Source organism: Pseudoalteromonas fenneropenaei (genome assembly GCF_042643375.1).
GTDB lineage: Bacteria > Pseudomonadota > Gammaproteobacteria > Enterobacterales > Alteromonadaceae > Pseudoalteromonas > Pseudoalteromonas fenneropenaei.
Map to the genome: position 1 here is coordinate 1 of NZ_JBHRSD010000029.1, position 26,306 is coordinate 26,306.

Annotated in this window: 20 protein-coding genes and 4 tRNA genes; 4 read left to right on the plus strand and 20 right to left on the minus strand. The window is 45.5% G+C overall.

Annotation, left to right across the window (positions count from 1 at the left end):
• From ACFOEE_RS15185 to ACFOEE_RS15245, 13 genes are all read right to left on the minus strand, one after another.
• The coding region (locus ACFOEE_RS15185; protein ID WP_377126070.1) for a CHASE domain-containing protein at nucleotides 1–752 on the minus strand (752 nt) is incomplete at its 3' end.
• A gap of 638 nt (nucleotides 753–1,390) precedes the next feature.
• Nucleotides 1,391–2,023 carry an endonuclease III gene (gene nth / locus ACFOEE_RS15190; RefSeq protein ID WP_377126073.1) on the minus strand — a complete coding sequence of 211 codons (633 nt, stop codon included), beginning with the start codon at nucleotides 2,021–2,023 and terminating at the stop codon, nucleotides 1,391–1,393.
• 10 nt (nucleotides 2,024–2,033) lie between these two features.
• Nucleotides 2,034–2,729 (minus strand): electron transport complex subunit E, encoded by a 696-nt coding sequence (locus tag ACFOEE_RS15195; RefSeq protein WP_377126076.1) that lies wholly within the window; start codon nucleotides 2,727–2,729, stop codon nucleotides 2,034–2,036.
• Nucleotides 2,726–3,364: an electron transport complex subunit RsxG gene (rsxG, locus tag ACFOEE_RS15200; RefSeq protein WP_377126079.1), complete on the minus strand. Its 639-nt coding sequence runs from the start codon at nucleotides 3,362–3,364 to the stop codon at nucleotides 2,726–2,728. Before rsxG ends, ACFOEE_RS15195 begins: the two co-directional genes overlap by 4 nt.
• Nucleotides 3,361–4,419 (minus strand): electron transport complex subunit RsxD, encoded by a 1,059-nt coding sequence (rsxD, locus tag ACFOEE_RS15205; RefSeq protein WP_377126082.1) that lies wholly within the window; start codon nucleotides 4,417–4,419, stop codon nucleotides 3,361–3,363. Before rsxD ends, rsxG begins: the two co-directional genes overlap by 4 nt.
• On the minus strand, nucleotides 4,416–7,022 hold the full coding sequence (gene rsxC, locus ACFOEE_RS15210; protein WP_377126085.1) for an electron transport complex subunit RsxC: 2,607 nt from the start codon (nucleotides 7,020–7,022) through the stop codon (nucleotides 4,416–4,418). Before rsxC ends, rsxD begins: the two co-directional genes overlap by 4 nt.
• Nucleotides 7,023–7,031: 9 nt before the next feature.
• On the minus strand, nucleotides 7,032–7,586 hold the full coding sequence (gene rsxB / locus ACFOEE_RS15215; RefSeq protein WP_377126088.1) for an electron transport complex subunit RsxB: 555 nt from the start codon (nucleotides 7,584–7,586) through the stop codon (nucleotides 7,032–7,034).
• Entirely contained in the window at nucleotides 7,586–8,167 is a 582-nt protein-coding gene (gene rsxA / locus ACFOEE_RS15220) for an electron transport complex subunit RsxA (RefSeq protein ID WP_377126091.1), read from the minus strand. Before rsxA ends, rsxB begins: the two co-directional genes overlap by 1 nt.
• A 231-nt stretch (nucleotides 8,168–8,398) precedes the next feature.
• The gene (locus ACFOEE_RS15225; protein ID WP_377126094.1) at nucleotides 8,399–10,342 is read right to left on the minus strand and encodes an EAL domain-containing protein; all 1,944 of its coding nucleotides are present in this window, start codon (nucleotides 10,340–10,342) and stop codon (nucleotides 8,399–8,401) included.
• Between the two features lie 288 nt (nucleotides 10,343–10,630).
• Nucleotides 10,631–10,707: transfer RNA gene (locus tag ACFOEE_RS15230), tRNA-Asn, on the minus strand.
• A gap of 22 nt (nucleotides 10,708–10,729) precedes the next feature.
• Nucleotides 10,730–10,806, minus strand: a tRNA-Asn gene (locus tag ACFOEE_RS15235).
• A 25-nt stretch (nucleotides 10,807–10,831) separates the two neighbouring features.
• A tRNA-Asn gene (locus ACFOEE_RS15240) sits at nucleotides 10,832–10,908 on the minus strand.
• A 21-nt stretch (nucleotides 10,909–10,929) separates the two neighbouring features.
• Nucleotides 10,930–11,006 (minus strand) — tRNA-Asn (locus tag ACFOEE_RS15245).
• Between the two features lie 1,102 nt (nucleotides 11,007–12,108).
• Between ACFOEE_RS15245 and ACFOEE_RS15250 the strand changes: the two genes are divergently transcribed.
• Together ACFOEE_RS15250 and uvrB are read left to right on the plus strand one after the other, a co-directional pair.
• Nucleotides 12,109–13,473, plus strand: coding sequence for an MATE family efflux transporter (locus ACFOEE_RS15250; RefSeq protein WP_377126097.1), 1,365 nt, complete (start codon nucleotides 12,109–12,111; stop codon nucleotides 13,471–13,473).
• Nucleotides 13,474–13,476: 3 nt separating this feature from the next.
• Complete coding sequence (uvrB, locus tag ACFOEE_RS15255) at nucleotides 13,477–15,474, plus strand: excinuclease ABC subunit UvrB (RefSeq protein ID WP_377126100.1); 1,998 nt, start codon at nucleotides 13,477–13,479, stop codon at nucleotides 15,472–15,474.
• A 7-nt stretch (nucleotides 15,475–15,481) separates the two neighbouring features.
• On the opposite strand, the gene ACFOEE_RS15260 is transcribed toward uvrB, so the two are convergent.
• The 3 genes from ACFOEE_RS15260 to ACFOEE_RS15270 all read right to left on the minus strand — a co-directional run bounded on the left by ACFOEE_RS15260 (nucleotide 15,482) and on the right by ACFOEE_RS15270 (nucleotide 17,901).
• Nucleotides 15,482–16,060 (minus strand): substrate-binding periplasmic protein, encoded by a 579-nt coding sequence (locus ACFOEE_RS15260; protein ID WP_377126103.1) that lies wholly within the window; start codon nucleotides 16,058–16,060, stop codon nucleotides 15,482–15,484.
• 313 nt (nucleotides 16,061–16,373) lie between these two features.
• Entirely contained in the window at nucleotides 16,374–16,967 is a 594-nt protein-coding gene (locus ACFOEE_RS15265; RefSeq protein WP_377126106.1) for a hypothetical protein, read from the minus strand.
• Nucleotides 16,968–17,055: 88 nt separating this feature from the next.
• A complete protein-coding gene (locus ACFOEE_RS15270) occupies nucleotides 17,056–17,901 on the minus strand; it encodes an HDOD domain-containing protein (RefSeq protein ID WP_377126109.1) in 846 nt (281 codons plus the stop codon).
• 341 nt (nucleotides 17,902–18,242) lie between these two features.
• Here ACFOEE_RS15270 and ACFOEE_RS15275 point away from each other — a divergent pair, with 341 nt between their 5' ends.
• Together ACFOEE_RS15275 and ACFOEE_RS15280 are read left to right on the plus strand one after the other, a co-directional pair.
• On the plus strand, nucleotides 18,243–19,811 hold the full coding sequence (locus tag ACFOEE_RS15275) for an AbgT family transporter (RefSeq protein WP_377126110.1): 1,569 nt from the start codon (nucleotides 18,243–18,245) through the stop codon (nucleotides 19,809–19,811).
• A gap of 206 nt (nucleotides 19,812–20,017) precedes the next feature.
• Nucleotides 20,018–21,220, plus strand: a complete 1,203-nt coding sequence (locus ACFOEE_RS15280) for a M23 family metallopeptidase (RefSeq protein ID WP_377126113.1) — start codon at nucleotides 20,018–20,020, stop codon at nucleotides 21,218–21,220.
• A 74-nt stretch (nucleotides 21,221–21,294) separates the two neighbouring features.
• On the opposite strand, the gene ACFOEE_RS15285 is transcribed toward ACFOEE_RS15280, so the two are convergent.
• From ACFOEE_RS15285 to ACFOEE_RS15300, 4 genes are all read right to left on the minus strand, one after another.
• On the minus strand, nucleotides 21,295–23,208 hold the full coding sequence (locus tag ACFOEE_RS15285; RefSeq protein ID WP_377126116.1) for a DEAD/DEAH box helicase: 1,914 nt from the start codon (nucleotides 23,206–23,208) through the stop codon (nucleotides 21,295–21,297).
• Nucleotides 23,209–23,348: 140 nt separating this feature from the next.
• The gene (locus ACFOEE_RS15290) at nucleotides 23,349–23,612 is read right to left on the minus strand and encodes a GrxA family glutaredoxin (RefSeq protein WP_377126119.1); all 264 of its coding nucleotides are present in this window, start codon (nucleotides 23,610–23,612) and stop codon (nucleotides 23,349–23,351) included.
• Between the two features lie 95 nt (nucleotides 23,613–23,707).
• A complete protein-coding gene (locus tag ACFOEE_RS15295) occupies nucleotides 23,708–23,986 on the minus strand; it encodes a peptidylprolyl isomerase (RefSeq protein WP_377126122.1) in 279 nt (92 codons plus the stop codon).
• A 159-nt stretch (nucleotides 23,987–24,145) separates the two neighbouring features.
• A complete protein-coding gene (locus tag ACFOEE_RS15300) occupies nucleotides 24,146–26,236 on the minus strand; it encodes a TonB-dependent receptor plug domain-containing protein (RefSeq protein ID WP_377126125.1) in 2,091 nt (696 codons plus the stop codon).
• Between the last annotated feature and the right edge of the window lie 70 nt (nucleotides 26,237–26,306).

The following is a 26,306-nucleotide window of genomic DNA, read 5'->3' on the forward strand; positions in this document are numbered from 1 at the left end:
TGTTCGGTAATGTCACTGATTTGCAGAAAGACATCGTTTTCCAGACCTGCAACTGAATTAAGGACTTCGTTAATCAGGATTGGGGCGTAACTCCAGCCAAATAAATGTTCAAGCCGTTGCCGACTATCTTGTGGCACGGTTGTTGTTTTATATACCGGCATTAATATTAAAAAACCCTGTTGAGCTCGCTCATTTGCTTGTACTAAGGTAATGGGCGCTGTTAACCTCACATCGTTATTGAACGCCGCATCTAATGCTGCCTTGCGGCGCATTGCTTCGGAACCAATATCAAGCCCCAAGGCCTCTCGGTTGTTTTGCTCAGGTTCAATATAGGTGATCACAAAAAGGCTATCTTGGTGTGGCGTAAGCTGCCTGATTTGGAAGTTGTAGCTTGGTCGCTCGGCAGCCATCCGGTCTAGAAATGCCGCAGTTTGGTTTGGTTCAACTTTGATGATTAAACCAAAACCACGAGCCCCTGGAAACTCCCTTTTATAGTCTCGCACTTGCGTATAGGCCTGCATATCGTTGTAATCAAAATGCTCAGGGGATAGCGACATTACTGCACCACGGGTGCCGCGCAAACCATATTGATACAGCGTGACCTTTTCCTTAACCCCTTCTGCAATTAGATTTAACCTGACAGTAACCGCATCACTAATTCGCTTTGCTTGGGTTTGTTGTTGCTGATCTACCATGGATGTTGCCACAAAGTAGCCAATAACTAATAACCCTAACGGTAGCCATAATGACATTAACCAACTGCGTAATGAAAATTGGGGAACAGAGATAAGTGACTTCATTTAATGCTCAGGAGGCTCCGATTGATATAAAAAGGGTAGGGCCGATAATTTAGATGGAAAACCAAAATCAAATTCAGAAACAATCCAGCAACTGATTGGCCTGTAGGACTCGCTCATTATGAAACAGTCGAACCAGCGCGCCGTGTTTTTAAAACAAGTTGAACCAACCAGTAAATTAGAAACTTATTAAAAATATCACTCTAAGCTCAAAAAGCAAAACTTTCAAGTTGCATTGAGCTTATGTCGATATGAATAGTCATATTTAATCTACAGAGCAAGGACAAATTAGCGCCCCCTAACATTGTCAATCCAACTTAATTGCGTGATCTACGGAAATCAATAGAAGCAGATCGCTTTGAAGATGATTGTTGTAGTAAAAAGTTAGCTTGCCTTACTGAGAAGCACGATCCGAGTGACAATCAACTCGACGAATGGATGCTGGACACTGTGGTTGAGACACATGCCATTTTGCGGTTAAAAGTCCGTCCAACTTCAGGCGTTAATGTCCGCTCTATCAAGCAAAGCATACTTTCGCATGAGTACTATGATGCGGAGAGAAATTTCTGCTTTTCGCTCAAAGCGGGAAAATATTACTCAGTCTTTTCCTTAAACTCACATAAATCTTCAATCATACAACTACCGCACTTTGGCTTGCGCGCAGTACACACATAGCGGCCGTGTAATATCAGCCAGTGGTGGACATCTACTTTAAACTCTTTGGGCACGACTTTATCGAGTTTCTTTTCCACTTCGACCACATCTTTGCCGGGGGCGAATTTGGTGCGGTTTGAAACACGGAAGATATGGGTGTCGACGGCTATGGTTGGCCAGCCGAAGGCGGTATTTAAGACCACGTTAGCGGTTTTGCGGCCAACGCCGGGCAGGGCTTCTAACGCTTCGCGGTTTTCTGGGACTTGTGATTGGTGTTTTTCGACCAAAATCTCGGAAAGTTTTACCACGTTATTGGCTTTAGAATTAAATAAGCCGATGGTTTTGATATATTCTTTTAAGCCGTCTACACCGAGCGCAACAATAGCTTCTGGGGTATTGGCAACTGGGAATAGTAAACGGGTGGCTTTATTGACACTGACATCGGTCGCTTGCGCAGAGAGAGTAACAGCAACCAATAACTCAAACGGTGAGCTATATTCCAGCTCAGTTTGTGGGTGCGGATTCGCCTCACGCAGGCGGGTTAAAATCTCGATGCGTTTATCTTTATTCACCCGTTACTCCTTAATTTAAACTGGTTACACGAGCGCGTGGGGCCTTTGCTGGTTCAGCTACGGCTTGGCGCTGCTTCTGCTTGGCGTCAAAGCTGTTCTTCAGTGCAATAAGCAAACCCAAGCCAAGGAACGCACCGGGGGGTAATATTGCTACTAACAGTTGGCTGTCAAAGTGGAATACCTCAATGCGTAGTACCGCCGCCCATTCGCCAAGCAATAAATCGGCGCCAGCAAATAAAGTACCTTGGCCGAGTAATTCACGCATGGCGCCGAGCACCATCAGCACAGCCGTAAAGCCGCTGCCCATCATTAAGCCGTCGAGGGCTGAAAGTGGTGCGGTGTTTTTCGAGGCGAATGCTTCGGCGCGGCCGATAATGGCGCAGTTTGTCACGATAAGCGGAATAAAAATCCCCAGTGATTGATAAAGGCCAAACGTATAAGCATTCATCAGAAGTTGGATCACAGTGACAAACGCCGCAATGATCATCACAAAAACCGGGATACGGATATCTTTTGGCACCCAGTTACGCACCAGTGACACGGTTAAGTTAGAACCAATCAATACAAAGGTGGTGGCAAGGCCCAGTCCAATGGCATTGGTGATGGTAGAGGTGACGGCCAACAAGGGACATAAGCCAAGCAACTGCACTAAAGCTGGGTTATTTTTCCATAAGCCTTCACGAATAACGGTATTGACGTCGCTCATTGTGCAGCCTCCTCGCAAGCATTTGCTGCGGCAAAAATGGCGTTAAAGTTTTGTGTTGCATACCAAGCTGCATCGTTGACGCTATGCACCACAGCACGTGGCGTAATGGTGGCTCCGGTAAACTGGTCAAACTGGCCGCCGTCACGTTTAACACGAAAGGCTGGGTCTTTTGCTGCGCTTGGTTGAGTGCCCGCAAAAGATAAAATCCACGGTGATTTGGCGACCTCTACTTTGTCACCAAGGCCTGGGGTTTCCTCATGGCGTGTAACGCGCGAGCCTTGTACGGTGCCAGATTTATCAATGGCGGTAATAAGGTCGATGTTACCGCTGTAACCACGTGGGGTGATATGGCGCACTATCAACGCACTCGGTTCGCCATTTAAGCGTGCGCGATAAATAAGGTGCGGGCCGTTAGGGCCAAGTTCAGCTGCATTACTGAGCATACAGTCTTTATCAAGGCGGTTATCAAAGTACTGAGCTGGCAATACCTCGCCTAGTTGTTGCAGTAATTGCTGCTGGCTTTGGTCAGCAATACGGGTTTTAGTCAGTTGTTGCACCAACGCGACGGCGCCGGTGGTGCCAAGTGCAAATACCATTAAAATGAAGCCGTTTTTTGACATCGAACGAAATATCATGCTTTGTCTCCATGGCCGTAGACCCGAGGTTGGGTGTAGTGGTCAATTAGCGGCACCGCCATATTCATAATCAGCACAGCAAAGGCAAAGGCGTCAGGGTAGCCGCCATGGCTGCGAATAATATAAACCAGCAAGCCAATGCCGCAGCCAAAAATCAAACGGCCACGATTGGTGGTTGAGGCAGAAACAGGATCGGTGGCAATAAAAAATGCACCAAGCATAGTCGCGCCGCTGAGTAAGTGAAATAACGTCCCTGGTTCTTGGCCAGGAGAAAGCACATAGCCTAACGCACTGCACACGGCTAGGGTGGTTAATATTGCCACTGGAATATGCCAGTTAATAATACGTTGTTGTAGCAGCAGCAAACCACCGGCCAGAAATGCAAGGTTAACCCATTGCCAGCCATGGCCTGCGTAGTCATCAAACACCGCTGAGCGCATTGCTTCAGGTACGGTAAGGCCTGCGTCTACGCCGTGTTTTACGGTATCAAGCGGGGTGGCCATAGTGGTGCCATCGACGCCATGACGGAACACTTCAAGGCCAAGACCTTGGCTGCTTTGCTCAAATAACACTAAGCTTAAAATATCGCTAAATGAAGCTGGGTTAGCTTGGATATCTAACGGCGGGAGCCAGCCTGTCATTTGTACTGGGAAGGAAATGAGCAATAGCACATAGGCTGCCATGGCTGGATTAAAGAGGTTAAACCCTAAGCCGCCGTATAATTGCTTAACCATTACAATGGCAAAAAAGCAGCCAATTACGACTATCCACCACGGTGCTAAAGGCGGAATACTAATGGCCAATAATAAGCCTGTTAGCCACGCGCTGCCGTCACTGAGGGCTGGCCAAATCGGACGATTACGCGCTTTCATCATTAAAGCTTCGGCGAGGCTGACAGTAACCAGTGCTAATATAATTTGTATCAGTACACCGAAACCAAAAAAGTAAATTTGCGCGATAACCCCAGGAATACAGGCAGCAGCAACGGTTAGCATCAGTTTCGACAGTGACTTATGACTGTGATTATGCGGCGACGAAGCCATAGTTAACTTCATGACGGATCGTTTCCTTCTGGCTGATCAGATTGGGCTTGTTGCGCGGCTTTTTTCGCTTTAGCGCGGGCAATGGCCGCAGCCACCGCCGCTTTGCGTTTATCTTCTGCGCTTGTAGCAGCAGGCTCGCAAACTTCTGGTACGTTATCTTCAGCTGCTAGGGCGGTTGGCTCATCCACGTTTACAGTTGGTGTTTCGACAGTTTGCTCTTGCTGCGCTTGCGCAGCCTTTTTCGCTTTGGCTCGAGCAATCGCTGCGGCTACTGCGGCTTTACGTTTATCTTCTGGCTCTGCGGTTGGCGCAGTTGGCTCAGCTGTTGCCTGAGCTTCAGGTTGTAGCGCGTTTGACGCTGCATCGGCCATATCAACCGACTCATTTAGTGCAGCTTTTTTTGCTTTAGCTCGAGCAATCGCTGCGGCTACTGCGGCTTTGCGTTTATCTTCCGGCTCTGCGGTTGGCGTAGCTGTTGCCTGAGCTTCAGGCTGTAGCGCGTTTGACGCTGCATCGGTCATATCAACCGATTCATTTAGCGCAGCCTTTTTCGCTTTGGCTCGAGCAATCGCTGCGGCTACTGCGGCTTTGCGTTTATCTTCCGGCTCTGCGGTTGGCGTAGTTGGTTCAGCTGTTGCCTGAGCTTCAGGCTGTAGCGCGTTTGACGCTGCATCGGTCGTATCAACCGACTCATTTAGCGCAGCCTTTTTCGCTTTGGCTCGAGCAATCGCTGCGGCTACCGCGGTTTTACGTTTATCTTCAGGCTCTGCAGTTGGCGTAGTTGGTTCAGCTATTGCCTGAGCTTCAGGCTGTAGCGCGTTTGACGCTGCATCGGTCGTATCAACCGACTCATTTAGCGCAGCTTTTTTCGCTTTGGCGCGAGCAATTGCAGCGGCTACCGCGGCTTTTTTGTCTTCACCTGATGTTACTTCATCATCCTCTGTCGCCGCTTTTTCAGCTTTGTACTGACGTGCTTGCGCTTTACGTTTTTCGCGCTCTAACGCAACTTGGCTATTATCAGGTACTAACTCACCACCTTCTTGGGCTTTTTTCGCTTTAGCGCGTTCAATCGCGGCTTGTACTGCGGATTTATCCGGTTGCTTGCTTTGTACGCGAGCGGCAGCAGCTGCGATTTTGGCTTGCTCTTCGGCACTGGCGGTGGTTTCCTCTGCCGCACGTTTGTGGCGGTTTTGGCGCTCAGCCATGTCTTTTTCTAAGCGTTCTTTACGTGCTTCAAAGCGTACTTTAGCGCGTTCCGCTTTGACTTTATCGAGTTTTTGTTCGCGGATCTCGGCTTTAGCAACACGGTAATATTGCACGAGGGGAATTTCACTCGGGCACACATAAGAGCAAGCACCACACTCGATACAGTCAAAGAGGTTGTACGTTTCTAACTTATCGTATTCTTTGCCTTTAGCAAACCATTGTAATTGCTGTGGTAATAAGCTTTGTGGACAGGCATCGGCGCAAGCACTGCAGCGAATACAGGCTTTTTCATCACCAGGTTCGGCCAACTCTTGATTGTCTGGCGCCAAAATACAGTTAGTGGTTTTAACCACAGGAATACGCACAGTTGGTAAGGTAAAGCCCATCATCGGCCCACCCATTACCACACGCTGCGCCTCAACTGGCGTAAAGCCTTGGCAATCCAATAAATGTTTTACTTCCGTGCCTAGTAGCGCCCATACATTGGCAGGGCGAGTAATGGTATTGCCAGTAACGGTAACGACCCGCTCAATTAACGGTTTGTCGAGCATAACGGCTTCATAAACCGCAAACAAAGTCCCAACGTTTTGTACTAATACGCCAATATCGGCGGGGATCCCTTGGCTTGGCACTTCCTTTGAAGTCAGCACGCGGATCAGCTGCTTTTCGCCACCTGAAGGATATTTAGTTGGAATACTGCGCACCAGAATCGCGTCATTGTGTGCTGCTGCTTCGCGCATGGCGCTGAGCGCTTCTGGTTTGTTGTCTTCAATGCCAATTATAACTCGAGCTGGATTGAGCAAGTATTGCATTATCTCAATGCCCTGAATGATTTCAGCGGCTTTTTCACGCATTAAACAATCATCGGCAGTGATATAAGGCTCACACTCGACACCATTAACCACCAAGTATTCGATAGGCTGGTGAGAGTCGGCTTTGATATATGTTGGGAAGCCCGCGCCGCCCATACCTGCAATACCAGCATTGTGAATAATATCTACCAGCGCTTTTTTGTCGAGTTGACGGTAGTCTTCACGCGGTGAGCGAGCTTGCCACACATCTTTGCCGTCAGGCTTAAGCACTATGCTGAGTTCAGGTAAGGCCGAAGGATGCGCACTGGGTAAACTGCAAATATCAACAATTTCACCCGACGTTGGCGCATGCACAGGTAATGACCAGTTGGCATTAGGAACAGTTAAAGGTTGGCCTTTTAATACTAAATCGCCTTTAGCGACCAATAAACGGCCATTGGCACCAATGTGTTGCTTAATCGGGATCACCAGTTTTTCTGGCAGCGGTAAACGCGTAATCGGGCTGTGATTCGAGATAGACTTGCATTCTGGTGGATGGATCCCGCCTGGGAATTGCCAAAGCGTGCCACGCTCGATTTGTTCAAGTAATGATACCACTTAAACCTCTTAGTCTATCTGAGTTACGGCAATGGCATTGAGCTGCCATTTCCAGTTTTGTTTAGTTTCTGCAACCGGGATCATATCAATACAATCAACCGGACACGGCTCAACGCATAAATCGCAGCCCGTGCACTCATCAGCAAGTACCGTGTGCATTTGCCGCGTTGCACCCACAATGGCATCAACTGGGCAAGCCTGAATACATTTGGTACAGCCGATACATTCATCTTCGCGAATGTAGGCGACTTTTTTAATGGGTTCAGCTTCTTCGCCACCAGCCAGCGGTTTTGCTTCCACACCCATTAAATCAGCCAGCTTTTTGACTGTGGCTTCACCACCGGGTGGGCATTTATTGACTTCGTCGCCATTGGCTATGGCTTCAGCGTAAGGGCGGCAACCAGGATAACCACATTGACCACATTGGGTTTGTGGCAAGATAGCATCAATTTGCTCAACAATCGGGCTGCTTTCGACGTGATATTTTACTGCGGCAAAGCCAAGCACAATACCAAACACTAAGGCCAATAAACCTAGGGCAATAAGTGCGTACATTAAGGTCATTAGAATTTCACCAAGCCAGAAAAGCCCATAAATGCCAGCGACATTAAGCCTGCGGTTATCATCGCAATCGATGCACCTTTAAACGGGGTTGGTACATCGGCTACGGCTAAACGTTCACGCAATGCGGCAAACAGCACCAGTACCAAGGAAAACCCGACTGCGGCGCCAAAGCCATACAAAGCGGATTCAATGAAGCTGTGATCTTTTTTGATATTTAAGAGGGCAACGCCAAGTACTGCACAGTTGGTAGTAATGAGCGGTAAAAAGATCCCAAGTAGTCGATACAAAGTTGGGCTGGTTTTACGTACCACCATTTCAGTGAACTGTACGACAACGGCAATCACCAAAATAAAGCTCATGGTACGCAAAAAGCCGAGGTCTAAAGGTAAAAGAATATATTGATTGACCAGATAGCTGCTGACAGAAGCAAGCGTCAGTACAAAGGTGGTGGCTAAGGACATACCGATAGCGGTGTCGAGTTTGCCAGACACACCCATAAATGGACATAATCCGAGAAATTGTACTAGCACAAAGTTATTGACCAGCACAGTGCCGACCAGCAACAGTAGATATTCAGTCATTCCAGCCCCAAGCGTCCCAAAATCGCTGTATTATCACGTTTTCGCTCAAGTTTAACAACAATTGTGTTGTGCTTCATAGCGAAGAGACGATTTCAGAGTGAATGATTTTACAGGTTGTGCAACAAATTCTTTACAAGTTGTGAGTGCTCGAGTGGGCAAGGCTAGCTTATAAATAAAAAGCTGCTTAATGCTCGACATTAAACAGCTTTTTTACCTGTATTATTGGAGTGGTTAGATCTCTTTGGGCTTTTCGATGTAATAGCCTTGCACCCCATCAAGACAAAGTGTCTCGACAATATGCTTTTCTTCTTGGCTTTCAACACCTTCAGCAAATACGCTGACACCAATACGATGGGCGAGGTCGACCATTAAACGCATAAAGTATTGGTTGTTCTTATCTTCTTCTAGACCACGAGTGTAGCTGGCATCCATTTTAATAAAGTCAGGTTTTAAATCTCTGAAGAATTTAAACGAGGTTAAACCCACGCCAAAACGCTCAACCGTAATACGGGCGCCAACACGGTGCACCATATCAATAAAGCGACGGCTGGCTTTAATATTTTGTTGTAAACCAAATTCACTGACTTCAAAGATCAATTTAGCCGATAAATTCACTTCTTTAAGTAAACGGCGCTCCAGCCAGATCACAAATTGATCGTTATGAGCACTCGATGCGGTGACGTTCATTCCAAAGAATTTCTCATTGAAATTACGGGTTTTGATTAGCTCTAGAGAAGTCTCGATGATTAATTTATCAATATCAACCGCCATATCGAGCTTTTCAGCCATAGCCAAAAATGAAGCGGTTGGCAGCATTTGCCCATCTTCCGTGGTAAAACGAGATTGGATCTCCGCATAGGCTTTAACGTTCTTACCCACGGGCATGATGTTTTGCATCATAAGTTTGACACGTTTACTGTCGATAACTTCGCGGATCACGCGGCGCCAGTTTTGGTTACCAAAGCCTGCGCTGACATTATTCACTAAGTCTGAGTCGCGTTGTAGATGCCAAGCATTGGCCTGCTTACTTTGTGCCATACTGAGCGCGTTATCGACCACAGAAAGCAGTTCGCCCAATGGTTTACCCGTTTCATAGGAGACAATACCAGTATTGGCAACAGAACTGAGTTCCTGATTTTGTTGGAACTGCGTAAATCGTGCTTGCAGCGTTTCACCAAACTGTTCAGCTTCTTTTGTCGGTACATTAGGCAGTACCACCGCGAAATCTGAGCTGTTGACGCGGAACACTTGACTTGCGGTGTAAGTACCACTGACATGTCGAATGATTTCAGACACCGCACGGATATAGTCATCGCCTTTTTGATAGCCACGGGTTTGATTGATTATTTGCAATTCGCTACAGCGCACCATCGCAAGGCTGCCAAAACTTTTCTTAGCAGCTGACTCAATATGGCGTTCATAATATTCCACAAACATATTACGGTTACCAAGTCCGGTCACCACATCTTTATAAGCCTCTTGCTTGATGCTTTGTGCTGCGTTTTGAATATCTTCTTGTTTTGCTTTTAAGAAATGCGCCAAACGGTTAAATGAGGGAGCAAGCTCAGATCCTAACTCTTCCAATCGAACAGTGCTGAAATCCGCTTCAATACTATTGCCTTGCTGGTTTTGCGCAATATACAGCTCCACCACGTCTGCGACCGTAGTGCTGACATTGCGATTGAGGCGACGGTAAATAGTTTGCATATATAAAACAGGAATAAATGCCACTAGAGCCGAAATCACATACATTAGCAGTAGTGCTTGCTGAAATAATTCGGCTTGGCTGTTGGCATTGATCACAAATTCTATTTTGATATCTTTGCTTTTATTGACGGCAAATTGCGGGCGGATGGAGTTGAATAGAGACTCGACTATATCTACGCCAAAAGGAAGTTGTGCGTTATTTGCCACTTGCATGACAGTTTTACCGTCATAATCGCGAATTACAAAAGTGGCAAATACTTGGCCATTGTTTAGCGCTTGCTCAATGTGCTCTGGCGTCACGTCTTGCAGGGTTTTATTTTCGATATAACGCGTCACCATTGACTGCGCACCAACTTGAGCATTACCAACGGCGGAATCGAAGCTGAGCGCAACAAAATAAGTACCCAGAGCTGAAAAGATCAACCAAGAAAGTAGTTGTAAAAAGATTAGTTTTTTAAAGCCTGTCATATTGTCCGTCTTGTAAACTCGAACCGAGAATAGGGATGCAACAATCGTACTCGTTTTTATATTATGCTGACTAAACGTGCTTTACTTCAGTCACTGAGGTGGCTGCAAAGCGATCAAGGTAAGGATCTTAACAAGTGTAAAAGGCAAGCTTAGTTGGATTAACTAAGTTGGTGCTTAATAGTTGTTAAAATCGACACGTAAAGCGAGAACTTATCGTTGTTGCACAGTTCTGTTTAAACGTCAGTAGGGTAGTGGAATTACAAGGAAAAGTCTAATGGAACTTGAGAGTGGCTCCCCCTCCCTGACTCGAACAGGGGACCTGCGGATTAACAGTCCGTCGCTCTAACCGACTGAGCTAAGGGGGATCTAAGGATTGAATGTTTGAAGTGGCTCCCCCTCCCTGACTCGAACAGGGGACCTGCGGATTAACAGTCCGTCGCTCTAACCGACTGAGCTAAGGGGGAACTTCAAAAAATCAGAACAAACGAGTGGCTCCCCCTCCCTGACTCGAACAGGGGACCTGCGGATTAACAGTCCGTCGCTCTAACCGACTGAGCTAAGGGGGAATCGTTTGTATATTGAAAGTTTGGCTCCCCCTCCCTGACTCGAACAGGGGACCTGCGGATTAACAGTCCGTCGCTCTAACCGACTGAGCTAAGGGGGAAGCGTGTTGTCTCTCAACGGGGCGAAATATTAATGACCGCACTATGCGCTGTCAACAATAAAAGTTCACAGAAATTAAAAAAATGCGTTGTTCGCTGGTTTTGTGTTCGATTTGTTCATTTAAATATCGGATATCTGGTATTTCAGTTGCCCGCTTATTGCTGTTGCTGAGCGTGATGAGTCTGATTGTGTTTAAAATTTTTGCAATAGGATAACGAAAGCTTAAGAAAACTTTCTTTTTTGAAGTGTTGTATCAAAAAACAGCACCAATGCCGTATAAATTAAAATTTAATCTTATGATCAGAGATGAAGCTAGCTTGTGAACACGAATTACCGATTTTACAAGCATATTTATGGGTAATTTATAGCCAAGTTTTCCCATGGGGAGGCTGATTGTTACCCCGTCATTTGCCATAAATTCGCATTATTCATGTCATTAATAAGTTTAAATCATTAAAAAACATGTAGTTATAAAGTTATAAACTGACATGTATTTTTCATTAGATTGTCTTTTTAGTGAGTTGAACAAGATAAACTCAGTCTAAATTACCAGAGTAATTTGCGTCTAGTTGTGTTCTTGATCACAGAAAACGGCGCGGATTGATCTACTGATCCAGCGCAAAGCCTTTAGTTTTCTGACTTGTAAAGAGTTATCCACTATTTCTGTGGATAACCTTGTTTATTAATTTTTGAGAAAGTGTGGCAGGCTGCAGTTTGACTGGCTCAGCGGCGATGCAAGGATTTTTTTGTATTTTTCTATTGTTATTAAAATCAATGGTTTACATTTTTCATTTGCTTATGTGTTCAGTTGCGGTAAAGATGACCGAAATGTGGCAAATTTGCACCGCCTTTGTGCAAAAAAACGTCTAAGGCGCGGTGGTTTTGTAAACAAATTGACATATAGGGAAGATAACCAGCTAAGCCTGCTGATCCCTAGGAAAAGCTCCATTTTACAACATTTGCAGTTACGGCAATAACCGACTTTATAAAATAATTGACCGTTTTAGCGATTTCTAGACTGAGTGATAACCTATCTTAATTCGTAGCCTCATTGCATGTGATGGATTAGAATGCCGAGCCAAAGTCAAAAGCATTAAGTGAATATGACTCACAATTCTACCCATAACCGTATTTTGCACGATGACATCGGCAAAACGCTCAAAGATATGACCGTCCCGATGATTTTCGGCATGATCACTTTGATGATGTTCAACTTAGTTGATACGTTCTTCATCAGTATGTTAGGCACTGAGCAATTGGCCGCGATTAGTTTTACCTTTCCGGTGACTTTTACTGTGATAAGCCTTGCGATTGGGCTTGGCATAGGCACCTCGGCGGTGATAGCTAAAGCATTAGGGGCACAGAAATTAGACGAAGCGCGGTTTGACGCGTTTATCGCGATTTGGCTGTCAGCGGCGATGGTATTTGCCTTATCTGTGGTAGGTTTTTTGCTAGTTGACCCGATCTTTTATTTACTCGGTGCAACCAGCGAAGTTATGCCGTATATCCACGAATATATGCAGGTGTGGTTTTTAGGCAGTGTGTTACTGATAACCCCTATGATTGGTAACTCAGTGCTACGTGCTAATGGCGACACGAAAACTCCCAGTATTGTAATGGCAGGTTCCGGTATTATTAATGCGATTTTGGACCCCGTGCTTATTTTTGGCTTTGGTCCTATTCCAGCTTTGGGTGTAACTGGCGCGGCGGTCGCCAGCGTGATTTCTTGGAGTGTTGCGGTGGTGATTATCCTGCACTTGTTGGCGGTGAAAAAGCAGCTTATTAGCCATAAAGCAGGTAATCAATCGCTGGCGAATGCGGTCAGGAAAATTCTGAAGATTGGTATTCCAGCCGCTGGAGCAAATATGCTGACGCCTATTGCGATGGCCGTGATGACGGCAATAATCGCCAGCTATGGGCCGGAGGCCGTGGCTGCGTATGGCGTTGGAAGCCGTATTGAATCTATTGCGAGCTTAGTCATATTAGCTTTATCTATGACCTTACCACCTTTTGTTAGTCAAAATTTCGGCGCGGGGCAAATTGCGCGTGTGTCGAGCGCATATCGGACTTCGTTGAAATTTGTTCTCGGCTGGCAATTGGTGATTTATGTGCTGTTGGTGTTAGCGTCTGGACTTATCAGCCATACTTTTGCAACCGAAGCTAAAGTTCAGCAGATCATTGAGTTATTTATTTTCACTTTACCGCTCAGTTATGGTTTGCAAGGCGTTATCATCCTTACTAACTCTTCATTTAATGCCCTGCATAAACCAATGAACGCGCTACTACTGAGCATTGTACGGTTATTTATGTTTTATTTGCCTTGTGCTTACCTCGGTAGCCTCTTGGCAGATATTCAAGGGCTATTTGTGGGGGCGGCGATTGGTAATTTGTTTACTGCGGCTATTGCCTTTTCGTGGTTTAGTCGTACTTTAAAACAATTAGCGAATAATGATGTGAAGGAAGCGTAATTCATGAGTGATGCGTTTAAGTTGAGATCTGAGTTTAGCCCTAATGGCGACCAACCTACTGCTATCGCGCAGCTATGTGATGGTTTAGAAGCGGGTCTAGCGCACCAAACCTTACTTGGAGCCACTGGGACAGGTAAAACCTTTACCATGGCCAACATTATCGCCAACCTTAATCGTCCCACCATCATTATGGCGCATAACAAAACCCTCGCAGCGCAGTTATATGGGGAAATGAAAGAGTTCTTCCCAGACAACGCGGTTGAGTATTTTGTCTCTTATTATGACTATTACCAACCCGAAGCCTACGTGGTCGCGAGCGACACTTTTATCGAGAAAGACGCGTCTATCAATGAGCATATTGAACAAATGCGTCTATCGGCGACTAAAGCCTTACTGGAACGTCGCGACACTATTATTGTCGCTTCAGTATCGGCGATTTACGGTTTGGGCGACCCTGACTCTTACATGCAAATGATGCTATTGTTAAAAGTGGGCGATACCGTTGACCAACGTGCGATTTTGCGCCGCCTTGCCGAATTACAATATACCCGAAATGATATGGATTTTAGCCGCGGTACGTATCGTGTCCGTGGTGAAGTGCTAGATATTTTCCCGGCCGAATCGGACTCCTATGCGGTACGGGTAGAAATGTTTGACGATGAGATTGAGCGTATTAGTTTGTTTGACCCGCTGACTGGTAGCGTTGAGAAAAACTTAGTACGCGCCACTATCTATCCAAAAACACACTATGTTACCCCGCGGGAGAAGATCCTTGCTGCCATTGAAGATGTCAAAACAGAGCTCAAAGCCCGCCGTGCACAGCTGTTAGCTGCCAATAAGTTGGTAGAAGAGCAGCGTCTTGCGCAGCGTACTCAGTATGACATTGAAATGATGGTAGAACTTGGTTATTGCTCTGGGATAGAAAATTACAGCCGGTATCTGTCGGGGCGTGCGCCTGGTGAACCACCGCCAACATTATTAGACTATTTGCCCGATGATTCTTTGATGATCATCGATGAGTCGCACGTCACTGTGTCGCAAATCGGTGCTATGTACAAAGGCGATCGCAGCCGCAAAGAGAACTTAGTCGAATACGGTTTTCGCTTACCTTCAGCGCTGGATAATCGCCCGCTAAAATTTGAAGAGTTTGAAGCGATTGCGCCACAAACCATTTATGTTTCGGCAACCCCAGGCGACTATGAGTTGAGCCGCTCTAATGGAGAAGTCGCTGAACAAGTAATTAGGCCGACAGGGCTGCTAGACCCACAGCTAGAGGTGCGTCCGGTGAGCACTCAGGTCGACGATTTACTCTCGGAAATTTATAAACGAGTGGCAGTAAATGAACGCGTGCTAGTGACGACGTTAACCAAACGTATGTCAGAAGATTTAACCGACTACCTTAATGATCATGATGTAAAAGTACGCTATTTGCACTCCGACATTGATACTGTTGAGCGCATGGAAATTATTCGCGACCTCCGTGCTGGGGTATTTGATGTGTTAGTGGGTATTAACTTACTGCGTGAAGGTTTGGATATGCCAGAAGTGTCTTTGGTTGCCATCCTAGATGCCGATAAAGAAGGATTTTTACGCTCGACGCGCTCGCTTATTCAAACCATCGGCCGCGCTGCACGTCACCTTAACGGTAAGGCCATTTTATATGGTGATGTGATAACCAAATCTATGCGAGCCGCCATTGATGAAACTGAGCGTCGCCGCGCCATTCAGCATGCTTATAACGTTAAGCATGGCATCACGCCAACCGCGTTGGTGAAGAAAATTACCGACGTGATGGATACTGGTGAGTCGGTCAGTAATACAGCAAAAGCGAAAACGCCAGAGAAGATAGTCACCGTATTGCACGATGCGAAAACCTTAGCGCAGCAAATCAAAACACTAGAGGCACAGATGATGAAACATGCCCGTGAACTAGAGTTTGAAAAAGCGGCGCAAGTTCGCGACCAGATCCAAGTTTTACAACAACAACTGATCAACAGCTAATTGACGCTTAAGGTTGCTCAGTTGTGCTGCATTCTGTATCGTTGGGCTCAGACTCAACGAACAGCTGGACTGCAGCCTGTAAGGCATTGAGCACATCCCCGCGACTGTCTTTGTTGGCGGCTAAATAGGTTTGTTTGCTTAACTCGTTAACGGTTAATACTTTGATCCATTCATTTTGCGCTTGGTTTTGCGACACGAGATTTTCTAAAAACTGGGATGCACCAAAGACCAAATCCACTCTGGACTTTTCCATCATGCCAGCACTTTGTTCAAGACTCGTTAAAGGCACTAAGTTGTCTTCACTACTAAAATCATGTTGGCGTAAAAACGCCTCTGAGGGTTGTCCTGACGCCACTGCAACGACATAACGGCGAGCATCGCTGAGCGTGTTGATATGGATGTCGGTACGGGATTTAAGGCGATAAAAAGAAATGTCGAGCCGACACAGTGGCAGTAGCCAAATAAACTGCGACTCCCGTTCTGGCGTACGAACTAAAGAATAAATTAAGGTGTTGGGAGTTTGTTCCACTATCTGTTGGCTGCGATACCAAGGCAATACATGAATGTTGGCGGATAGGTGCGCCATTTTTATCAGCGCTTTAACTTTTTGAGTGGCTACCCCTCCCACGTTTCCTGATGGATGAACTATTTGATAGGGAGCAAAGTGTTCGGTGTAAACTTGGAGTGGTTCGCTCAGGTGTGCCAGGCATAGCGTAGGGCAAGACAAAAACCAAGAGCCTATCAACAACCTTAATACCATAATTTACAAGTCTGTTACTGCTTAGTCGTTATTTAAGCTTAGTTATTATTTTGTTGTTTGTCTCACTTTTGCGATAAATGAAATAATTCAACTGCAACTAGCACCATCATCAAAACTGATCATAGCGCACTTTTTTTGGTTAGTTCTCTGGTAAAGCAGCAGGAATATATTCAAACTTTTTGAGCTCATCGGCAAGCTCAAAGGCCGAGATTTCGCCACTTTGATATTGTATTTCGACTTCTAAAGTTTTCACTGCTTGGGTTAAAAAGCCAAGATATATAGCATAATTCTTAGTTTGTGAACGCTCCAAATTAGTTAACAATTCAGTGAGATCAGAAAGCGATTGTTCAGACATATTTTTGCTGATCTGTGGTTGATAAATAATGGCTTTCAAAAAATCAGCGCTTGGCGGAGGGTTTTTTGCAATTAACTGGGTTTGTTGTTCCGGTTCTAGTGTATTTGCGTAGTGCATTAAATGCTCAGTGTAATTACTTGATGAGGCAAGTGAATTGACGGCACTGCGGAGCATTTTTTGTAAGTCTTCGCGCTCTTTACGCTCATTTTCATATTCTGCCGCTGCTATGGCCAGCAACACCCCGATGAGGGTTGCCAACAGCGTCAATACAAAATTCACTCCTTGTTGTTGCCGCATCACCCAAGGCTGTAGTTTAGGTATGAATACTAACGCCCCCACTAAGGTGGCTAGGAGCGTTGCAACTAAATAAAATGTCATAGTTTTAATAAGTTAAGATGCACGATAACGCATTTTGTACACAAAATAGCAGCAGATGCAACTTAACTTTCGTACTTGATGTGTATCATTACACCATCAACAGTTCCTCTGCATCATCTTTAATATCTTGATAATCGTCCTCGTCTAGCTCCAGTGCTAAGAGTACTTGCGCCTTCATAAACGGCCAATCTGGTGCTGCGACAAAACGTTTATGACTATGGACTATGTTTTCTGCCATTTTCAGCGCTGCAAAAGTCAGCAAGTGTTCTTGCTCCATGGTTTCTTCAAAAAGAGTGGCATCATGATGACGTAAAATCAGTTGGCATGTCGCTTTTGGCAAATGCCATTGACTGGCGAGGTAATAGCCAACCACTGCATGATTGGTACGGTAATGCATTTCTTCATGGGCAACTAATAAGGTGTCGTAGTTGCGATTAGCTGCGCTTAACACTTTAATATAATCAGGGTAGTTGAGCGCCATTGCAGGGATCCCAGCGTCATGGAACAATCCCAGCAAGTGTAAGTTTTCAATCGGTACTTTAGATTTGAGCTTCTGGCCAATCAAGGTTGCGACATTGGCTATATCACTCGCCGTATCCCAAAATCTCTCAAGTTTAATGCAGCACTTTTTCTGATCAAAAGCTTGTTTAATTAAAAACCCCGTAACTAGCTTAGCGATACTACTTAGGCCTAAAAACATCACAGCTTGGCGAATATCGGTAATAGTTCGGGCTAAACCGTAACTGGGAGAATTGATAACTTTTAAGACTGCGGCGGCAGTCGCAACGTCACTCGCGATAAGTTTGGCAACTTGATTGAGGTCGGGCTCTGGGCTTTTTAACTCAGTTTGCAGCGCGCTCAACAATTCAGGTTTAGGTGGAATGTTAAAGCCATGCTTAACATCCGAGAGGATTCTATCATCAATGTCTATCATATCTCTTACCAAAATTGGTGCTGATAATTCTATCGTTGGCGTAAGTGTACTGATAAAAAATAGCAGGGACTTGAGATACGACAAACTTTAGTATCATTGCTTTTATACCCTACCTAAAGCTGCAGCGGTGTTACTATGTTCGTTCACTCCAATCATATAGTTTATGATACTCATGGGGATTCACTTACTAGCCGTCTACCCGCGATGCCAAATAGTTTGGTGATATATGCTTATATTTTGCTGAAAAATCCAGCATTCGTGCACCAAAAAGGGAACGTGCGCTTGCGTCATGATGAAACATTAAGTTAAGGTTAACTGTTTAATTTTTCATTGAGGTTGCTATGAGCCAGGAAAGCCAGACTGGGCAGCAAAACACAGATTATGGTTCGGGTGTATTGGCCCGTTTTCTAAATGGTATTGAGCGGGTAGGGAATAAATTGCCAGATCCGGCCATTATCTTTTTAATGGCAATGATCTTAATTTGGTTCTTGTCTTGGATATTTTCTTCGTTCAGTTTTGATGCGATTGACCCGCGTACAGGCCAAGGGATTGTGGTACACAATCTGTTAAATGGTGACAGTATGGCTGGGTTTTTAGCTGGCATGGTAAAAACCTTTACCGGTTTTGCGCCACTCGGCGTGGTGCTGGTCGCCATGCTTGGGGTTGGTGTTGCTGAACACTCCGGCTATATTAATGCGGGTTTAAAGCTGATGTTAAAGCGTACCCCTCAAGCTTTATTAACACCTTCAATTATCTTAATTGCTATAGTCAGCCATACTGCGACTGATGCCGGCTATGTATTAGTGATCCCACTGGCTGGGGTGATTTTCTATGCTATGGGCCGACATCCATTGGCGGGTATTGCAGCCGCGTTTGCCGGTGTCAGCGGTGGTTTTAGTGCCAATTTTATCCCATCCGGTATTGACCCTTTACTACAAAGCTTTACCCAAAGTGCGGCACAGATCATCGACCCTGAGATTGCCATTAACCCATTAAATAATTGGTATTTCACCTCAGCCTCAAGCTTATTTATTGTGCTATTGGGTTGGTATATCACAGATAAAATCATTGAGCCGCGCTTAAAACAGTCACCAGTCGATGGCGATACGCAATCATTACCCAGTTTCTCAGAGATCACTGGTAAAGAGCGCCGTGCATTTTTTGTTGCAAGCGCCGTGATGATAGCCGGTTTAGTGCTGCTCTATTTGGCGGCAAGTCCAGCAGATTCACCACTACGTAGCCCAAATGGTGAATTATCTGATTTTAAAGCCCCTTTGATGCAATCAATTGTTCCTTTGATCTTCTTACTATTTTGGATCCCAGGTGCTGTATTTGGTTTTATGGTTGGCACCTTCAAGAGTAGTAAAGACATGATAGACGCCATGAGTAAGTCAATGTCTAGCATGGCGTACTACATCGTTATGGCCTTTTTCTGCGCCTTATTTATTGCTGCGTTTGCTCAGTCTAACCTTGGTGCATTGCTTGCCATCGAAGGCGCCGAAGTGCTGAAAGCATTAGCTTTACCGAGTGCGGTAACTATTGTGGGGATCATTTTCCTAACCGCATTTGTGAACTTGTTTGTTGGTTCAGCGTCTGCAAAATGGGCACTACTCGGACCCATTTTTGTTCCTATGCTAATGCAACTTGGGATCTCACCTGATCTAACTCAGGCAGCGTATCGAGTGGGGGATTCTGGTTCTAACATTATTACGCCGCTGATGCCTTACTTCCCATTAGTGGTGGTGTACTGCCAAAAATATGTGAAAAACACAGGTATTGGCACGCTGATCGCGTTAATGCTGCCTTATTCAATCGCCTTCTTAATTGGATGGACTTTATTCTTGCTCGGTTATTGGGCCCTTGGTATCGACTTAGGCTTACAAGCAAGTTACGTCTACCCAGCTAAATAATTCCTTTCGGCAATGGCCCTTAACAGGGCCATTTTTGTCCCTTTCTGTTTCTGTAAACGATACTGTACAAAGTTAGATCTTTTTATTTTTCATTAATATTACACTTTGTTCACATTTTGAGCGTGATGCGATATAGCTATTATTAGTTGCCACAAACTGAGCTTTGCCGTGGTAACTGTCATATCACAACATGTAAGGAAAAAATAATGAACAAAGTTACACCGCTACTCTTTGCTGCTAGTGTACTCTCCAGCGCAGCTTTAGCTGAAGGCCAGCATAGCCATTACGCAGGATTCCAATTTAACGATAACGCTGTGGCAGAATTAAAACTAAGCAGCTTGCTGCAATTAGATTCTGATCAGTTCGTGTTTAATAATCAGCTACAAGGGTTAGATTGGCAGCAAGAATTAGCTGGCAGCGCACCATTTACGCTCGAGCAGCAACAAGTGATCATGAACTTTGCTGGTCACTACAGCATTAACCCGCATTTACTACTGACTTTAATGGAAGTTGGCTCCGGCTTGCTGTCTGATTTCAGCGAAGAGAAACTAGCCGCACCCTTTGGCGATTTGTCTGAGGCAAGTGGTTTTGCTGCGCAAGTTGAAGATGTAGCGGCATTACTCTATCAACGTTTTTACGCTTACCGAGAGTTTGCTGAGCAGCTGAAAAAACCTACTAGTAAAGGTCTTGCTGCACGGTTTCAACATACCGCTGCGACGGTGGCAGTGCAAAGTTTGCTAAATCATGGACACACTGATACATCGCTGGCAGACGTTGTCACCCAATACCAACTACATTTTGCTAAACAACAACAAACATTGCTGCGAGATCCGCAAAAAATGCAAGCTGAAGGCTTAGTGGCTGAGCAAGCGGTCAATAATTTTGCGAGCTTTAGCATGTCGCTACCTTGGCCTTACGGCAATTACTGGTATAGCGGCGGTGCGCACTCCAATACCGGCTCTGGCTACCCTTATTCATCGCTTGATTTTAACAATGGTTCAGGTGGGTGGGGAAGTAACACGCCTTGGGTACAAGCGTCGCACAGTGGTACAGTAACACGCTACTCATCTTGCAACATGCGTATTACACATTCTAGTGGTTATGCAACTCAGTACTATCATATGGATTCACTGCAATATAATACGAATGCATACGTTAACGGTGGGGCGTGGATCGGTCGTTATGCGAATAACCTCAATCAAGCACTCTGCCAAGGTGGTCAATCTAGCGGTCCGCACGTACATTTCTCATTGCTCTATAACGGTTATTTCGTGACGTTGCAGAATCAATACATCAGCGGCTATCGTGTTGATGTCGGCAATAGCAACTACGACAGCAACTGTAACAACTTCTACTTTGAAAAGAACGGCCGTAAGACATGTGCTTGGTCGCCACTTTACAATAACTAATACCACTCTGCTTTAGCAATAAAAAAACCCAAGCGATTGCTTGGGTTTTTATTTATTCGACTAAAGCTTGAAGCTTAGCTAAAGCTTACTGAACGACGCTCTTTACGAACACGTTTCTCTGGACGTGCGCCACGATCATCGCGTGAACCACGTGCACCGCGAGACTCGCTACGAGATTCGTTACGAGATTCGTTACGACCTTCGCCACGGCCTTCACCACGCGGAGCTTTAAAGCTACGCTTCGCATCACCGCTGTCTGCTGGGTGAGTGCTCTTAGTCATACGCATTGGGCGTTGACATACCATCACATTTTGGAAATGCGCTAGCATGTCTGCTGGCATATCTTGTGGTAACTGAACGGTACTGTGTTCATCAAACAAACGGATATCACCGATAAACTTGCTTGAAATGTCTGCTTCGTTAGCAATCGCACCAACGATGTTTTTAACTTGAATGCCGTGCTCGCGACCAATTTCGATACGGTAAGTATCCATTGGTGTATCGCTGTTACGTGGACGACGTTCTGCGCGCTCGCTACGCTCACCGCGTTCAGCACGGTCGCCACGTTCACGGCGTTCACCACGCTCGCGGCCTTCTCGTCCTTCACGACGCTCGCTGCGCTCACCACGCTCACCACGCTCACGACCTTCACGGCTACGCTCACGCTTCACGCTAAGTTCTTCTACTTTCAAAGGAGTAGCGTGCTGTGCAAGACATAACAGCGCACCAGCTAAATCAGTGATATCGAGCTCAAGATTTTGTGCAAGCTCAGCCGCAACGCCATTGAAGAACTCAATGTCTTTGTGCTCAAGTGCAGCTGCTAACTTAGTTTGCAGCGCTTGCTTACGCTTAGTCTCAACCACTTTAGCTGATGGTAAATCAACTTGAGCGATATCCGATTTAGTGTGGCGAACAATGTTCTTTAACAAGTAACGCTCAGAGTTCTTCACGAACAAAATTGCTTTACCGCTACGACCCGCACGGCCTGTACGACCAATACGGTGAACATAAGCTTCACAGTCTTGTGGAATATCGTAATTAATTACTAGGCTTAAACGGTCAACGTCCAAACCACGTGCCGCAACGTCTGTTGCGATGACGATATCAACTAAACCTGCTTTCAAACGCTCAATAGTACGCTCACGAGCTTGTTGGTTCATGTCACCGTTTAATGGTGCAGCGTTAAAGCCTTCATGTTCCAATAGTTCAGCAAGTTGTACGGTGTCGTTACGTGTTCTAACGAACACGATAGCGCCATCATATTCTTCGGCTTCTAAGAAACGTACGATAGCTTTGTTTTTGTGTACATCCGCCTGCCAATAAACTTGTTCAACAGTCGCAACAGTTGAATTACGTGGCGAAATACGTACCTGTTCAGCATTATCGAGATACTTTGAACAGATTGACTGAATTTGTTTTGGCATGGTTGCAGAGAACAAACATGTTTGCTTGTCTTCTGGCGTTTGTTCCATGATGTTTTCAACATCTTCAATAAAGCCCATACGTAGCATTTCGTCCGCTTCGTCCAATACCAAAGCGCTCAGACCCGATAAATTGATGGTCTTACGGTTGATATGGTCAATCAAGCGTCCAGGTGTTGCCACGATGATCTGTGCACCACGACGTAGTGCACTTAATTGAATGCTATAGCTTTGGCCACCGTATAGCGCGAGTACTTCTACGCCTTTAGTGAACTTAGCAAATGATTCAAATGCCTCTGCAACTTGGATAGCCAACTCACGAGTTGGCGTTAACACTAATATTTGTGGCTGCTTGACGGATGCGTCGATATTATTCAATAACGGTAGAGCAAATGCTGCCGTTTTTCCGGTACCCGTCTGCGCTAGTCCCAGTACGTCCTTTCTTTCTAGCAATAACGGTATACATTGAGCTTGGATTTCAGATGGCGTCTTATATCCTAACTCTTCAACTGCTTTTAAAATTGCAGGAGAAAGATTCAAAGATTCAAACGTAACTGGTTCTGACATTAATGCGCCTCAACGATTTTAAAGAGGCGCGCATTGTACTGTAAAGCAACAACAAAAGCTTGTATAAATTAGCATTATTTTGTATGTTGCTGTTATTGGTTGAAATTTAGTCAGTTGGCTATTAAGTGTTCAAGTCAAATCTATTGGTATAAGCCTAAATTCGCTTTGGCGTAGGCTTCAAAATCGGTAAATCCGCCAATATGAGTTTGGTCTAAAAAGATTTGTGGTACGGTTGGGCAAGGTTTGCCCGCGGACTTTTCTAAATCAGCTTTGCTGATCCCTTCGGCGATAATATCAACATAACGATAGTTAAAATCGTCACGCTCACTTTTCAAACGCTCTGCTAAGTCTTTCGCACGGACACAAAATGGGCAGCCTTCACGGCCAAAAATTACTGTAAACATTGATTTCTCCGGTATTTTTTAACTGCCAGCAGTGTAACTAACGAGCGTTGCAGTGCAAAGTGGATAAAAACGATACAAGTAATCTAAAAAATGAATTAGTTTCGATATACCGTTTTAATTAAGTGATAGCCAAACTGGGTTTTCACCGGACCATGTACTTCGAATAGGGGCTTTTTGAATACGACGTCGTCGAACGCTTTAACCATATCGCCTTGATTGAACTCACCTAAGTCACCACCACGTTCGCGAGAAGGGCAGGTTGAATATTGTTTGGCGAGTTTATTGAAATCTCCACCTTTGGCGAGTTTCTCTTTGATCTCCAAACACTCTTTTTCAGTTTTAACTAAGATATGGTAGGCACAGGCGCGTGGCATAATAGCTCCAGCAGAGTTGCAAAAGGGCGATCTTGCGAGTTCGTGGGGCAAAATGCAAGTTCGCCGTAGTGTGCTGTACCCGCATTACTTAGTGTTGCAGCGAGGCGCAAGTGAACACCGCCAACCGCGCTGCAACGTTAAGTCACAAGGGGATAAGGGTTAGAAACTAAAACTATAACCAATCGAAGGGCGTAGACCAAAATCGTCCTCATCTTCTTTAATATAGAGATCTTGCACCGATTTAACTTTGTCGTAATCTAAATCAATAGAGGCCGTGTTCTTTTGATTGTAGGCGTTCATCAACTCGATGATCACTTTGCCGTCCAAGCCAAACCAATCGGTTTTGCGCTCTGCGCGAATGTCTAAGCGATGGTATAAATCGTGACGTTTTGAGAACGGCTCTCCGTAAACGGGCAAAAAGCGCCCTGCAAAATCCGGGTTTTCCCGCACCCCAATGATAGGCGTATAAGCCTGACCACTGCGTGCGGTAAAATTAACGCCGATTTGCCATAATTCGTTAATTTCATATTGTAATACGGCATTAAAGACCAGTGGCGTGTCTGCAAAGTAATCGCGCGTCACTTGCTGACGCAAGTCGGTACGCTCACTTTTGGCAGCACTTAAGGCAATCCAGCCATACCAGTTGGTGGTTTTGTTTTTATTCACCAAAATATCGATACCATAGGCTTTGCCTTCCACATCATTGCTATAAAGTAGCGCTGCATCCGTCGCATTTTCGGCAATGGCTAAGGGTAAATCACGCATGGTTTTATAATAGGTTTCCACAGACCAAGACCATTCATCAGCCAATTGTTGTTCAAAACCGAGGGTAATATGGTCAGCCTGCTGCGGTTTAAGCTTAGGATTGCCTACTTGTGGCATGATGTCGCCCGCATCTTGCTCACGATTATAGCGACCGACTTTAAAACTGACGGTGCTTTGTGGTGTGACAAAATAATCTACCGCAACTCTTGGCGTGACTAGGCTTTCGTCGCTGTAGTCAAGGTAATGGAATTGTGCGCCAATTTCAGTTTGCCAACTTGAGTTTGGTGTCCAAACGTGGGCGAGGGCTGCGACGGCGCTATCGTGCTCAATACTTTGCACCCCAGTGATGCGTTCACGTTTAGTTAAATCGCAATCTGCATCCAGCTCAGTACAGACATATAAGAATGTATCGTAACGGTATTGGGTTTCTTTGTCGTAATAGGCGAAATCGGCTAAAACCCTATGTTCTGGATTGAAGCGATAGCTGGCGTGGGTTTTGAAACTCAGCTGTTGGATATCTGCCTCTTCAAAGTAACCGTCGCTTAGCGTTGCGCGTTTGCCATAAGAGAGCTTTTCATTGTTATTGAGCACACCAATCCCCGCTTTAAGATACAGGGAGCGCCCGTAATGGTCCCAGATCACACTTTGGCTGTTAAATTTTTTGGTAAAGCGAGCATCGCCCTGAAACTCAGGCGTTTTTTGTGCTAAATCTGCGCGCTCGTTAAACCCCGCCGCCGCTGAGTCTTCAGCACCGGTAAAATTCACTGATAGGGTATTATTATCGTTGATATCCCATACCCATTTGCCCTGATAATCATGGTCGTCTGGCGCTTCGTTAACGATAATACCGCTTAATTCGCCATCTTCATCCTCAAGCTCTTCACCCTCTTTAAAAAAGAGTGGCAAGGTGCTTTTCCGTGCTGAAAAGTAAAATGCACTGTTTTCAGTCGCTTGACCTTCGGCAAAGACACCAGCATTAAACATAGTGAGGTCAATGGTGGTTTTGATTGGCTGGTATTTTGGGTTACGCAGTGACACATCAAACACCGCACCGGTGACATTGCTATAGCTGGCGCCATAACCTGCGGAATAGAGCTGGAAATCCTGAATTAAGTGGCGATTGAAAATCGAGCTGCCAAAATCATGGAAGATATAGCCTGCAGGCATAAAGTCGACTTCAAAGATGTTGTCATCTGGTGAAGAGCCGCGCACCGCAGGCGCACTCATTGAGCCGCCCGCGGCAACGACACCTGGTAGCGCAAATGCCGCACGCAGTGGGTCGCCCATGGCGCCTGGCATCGCCATCAGCTTTTCAGCGTCTTCGGTAATTTCACTGGTCACACTGCTGCGTTTATAAACTACTTCGACGCGTTCAATATGCTGTTCTGGTGTGAGGGTCTTAGCTTCGTCGGCGAGGGTAAAAAGGGGCGCGGCGAGCGGCAGAGCAATAAGCAAAGGATGTAGGGTAAAACGGTTGGTGTACATGGCTTTTTCCTTAAATGTCGAGCGTGCAGCTAGTGTAACGCGCAAGTTACGTTCAAATATTGCTATAAGT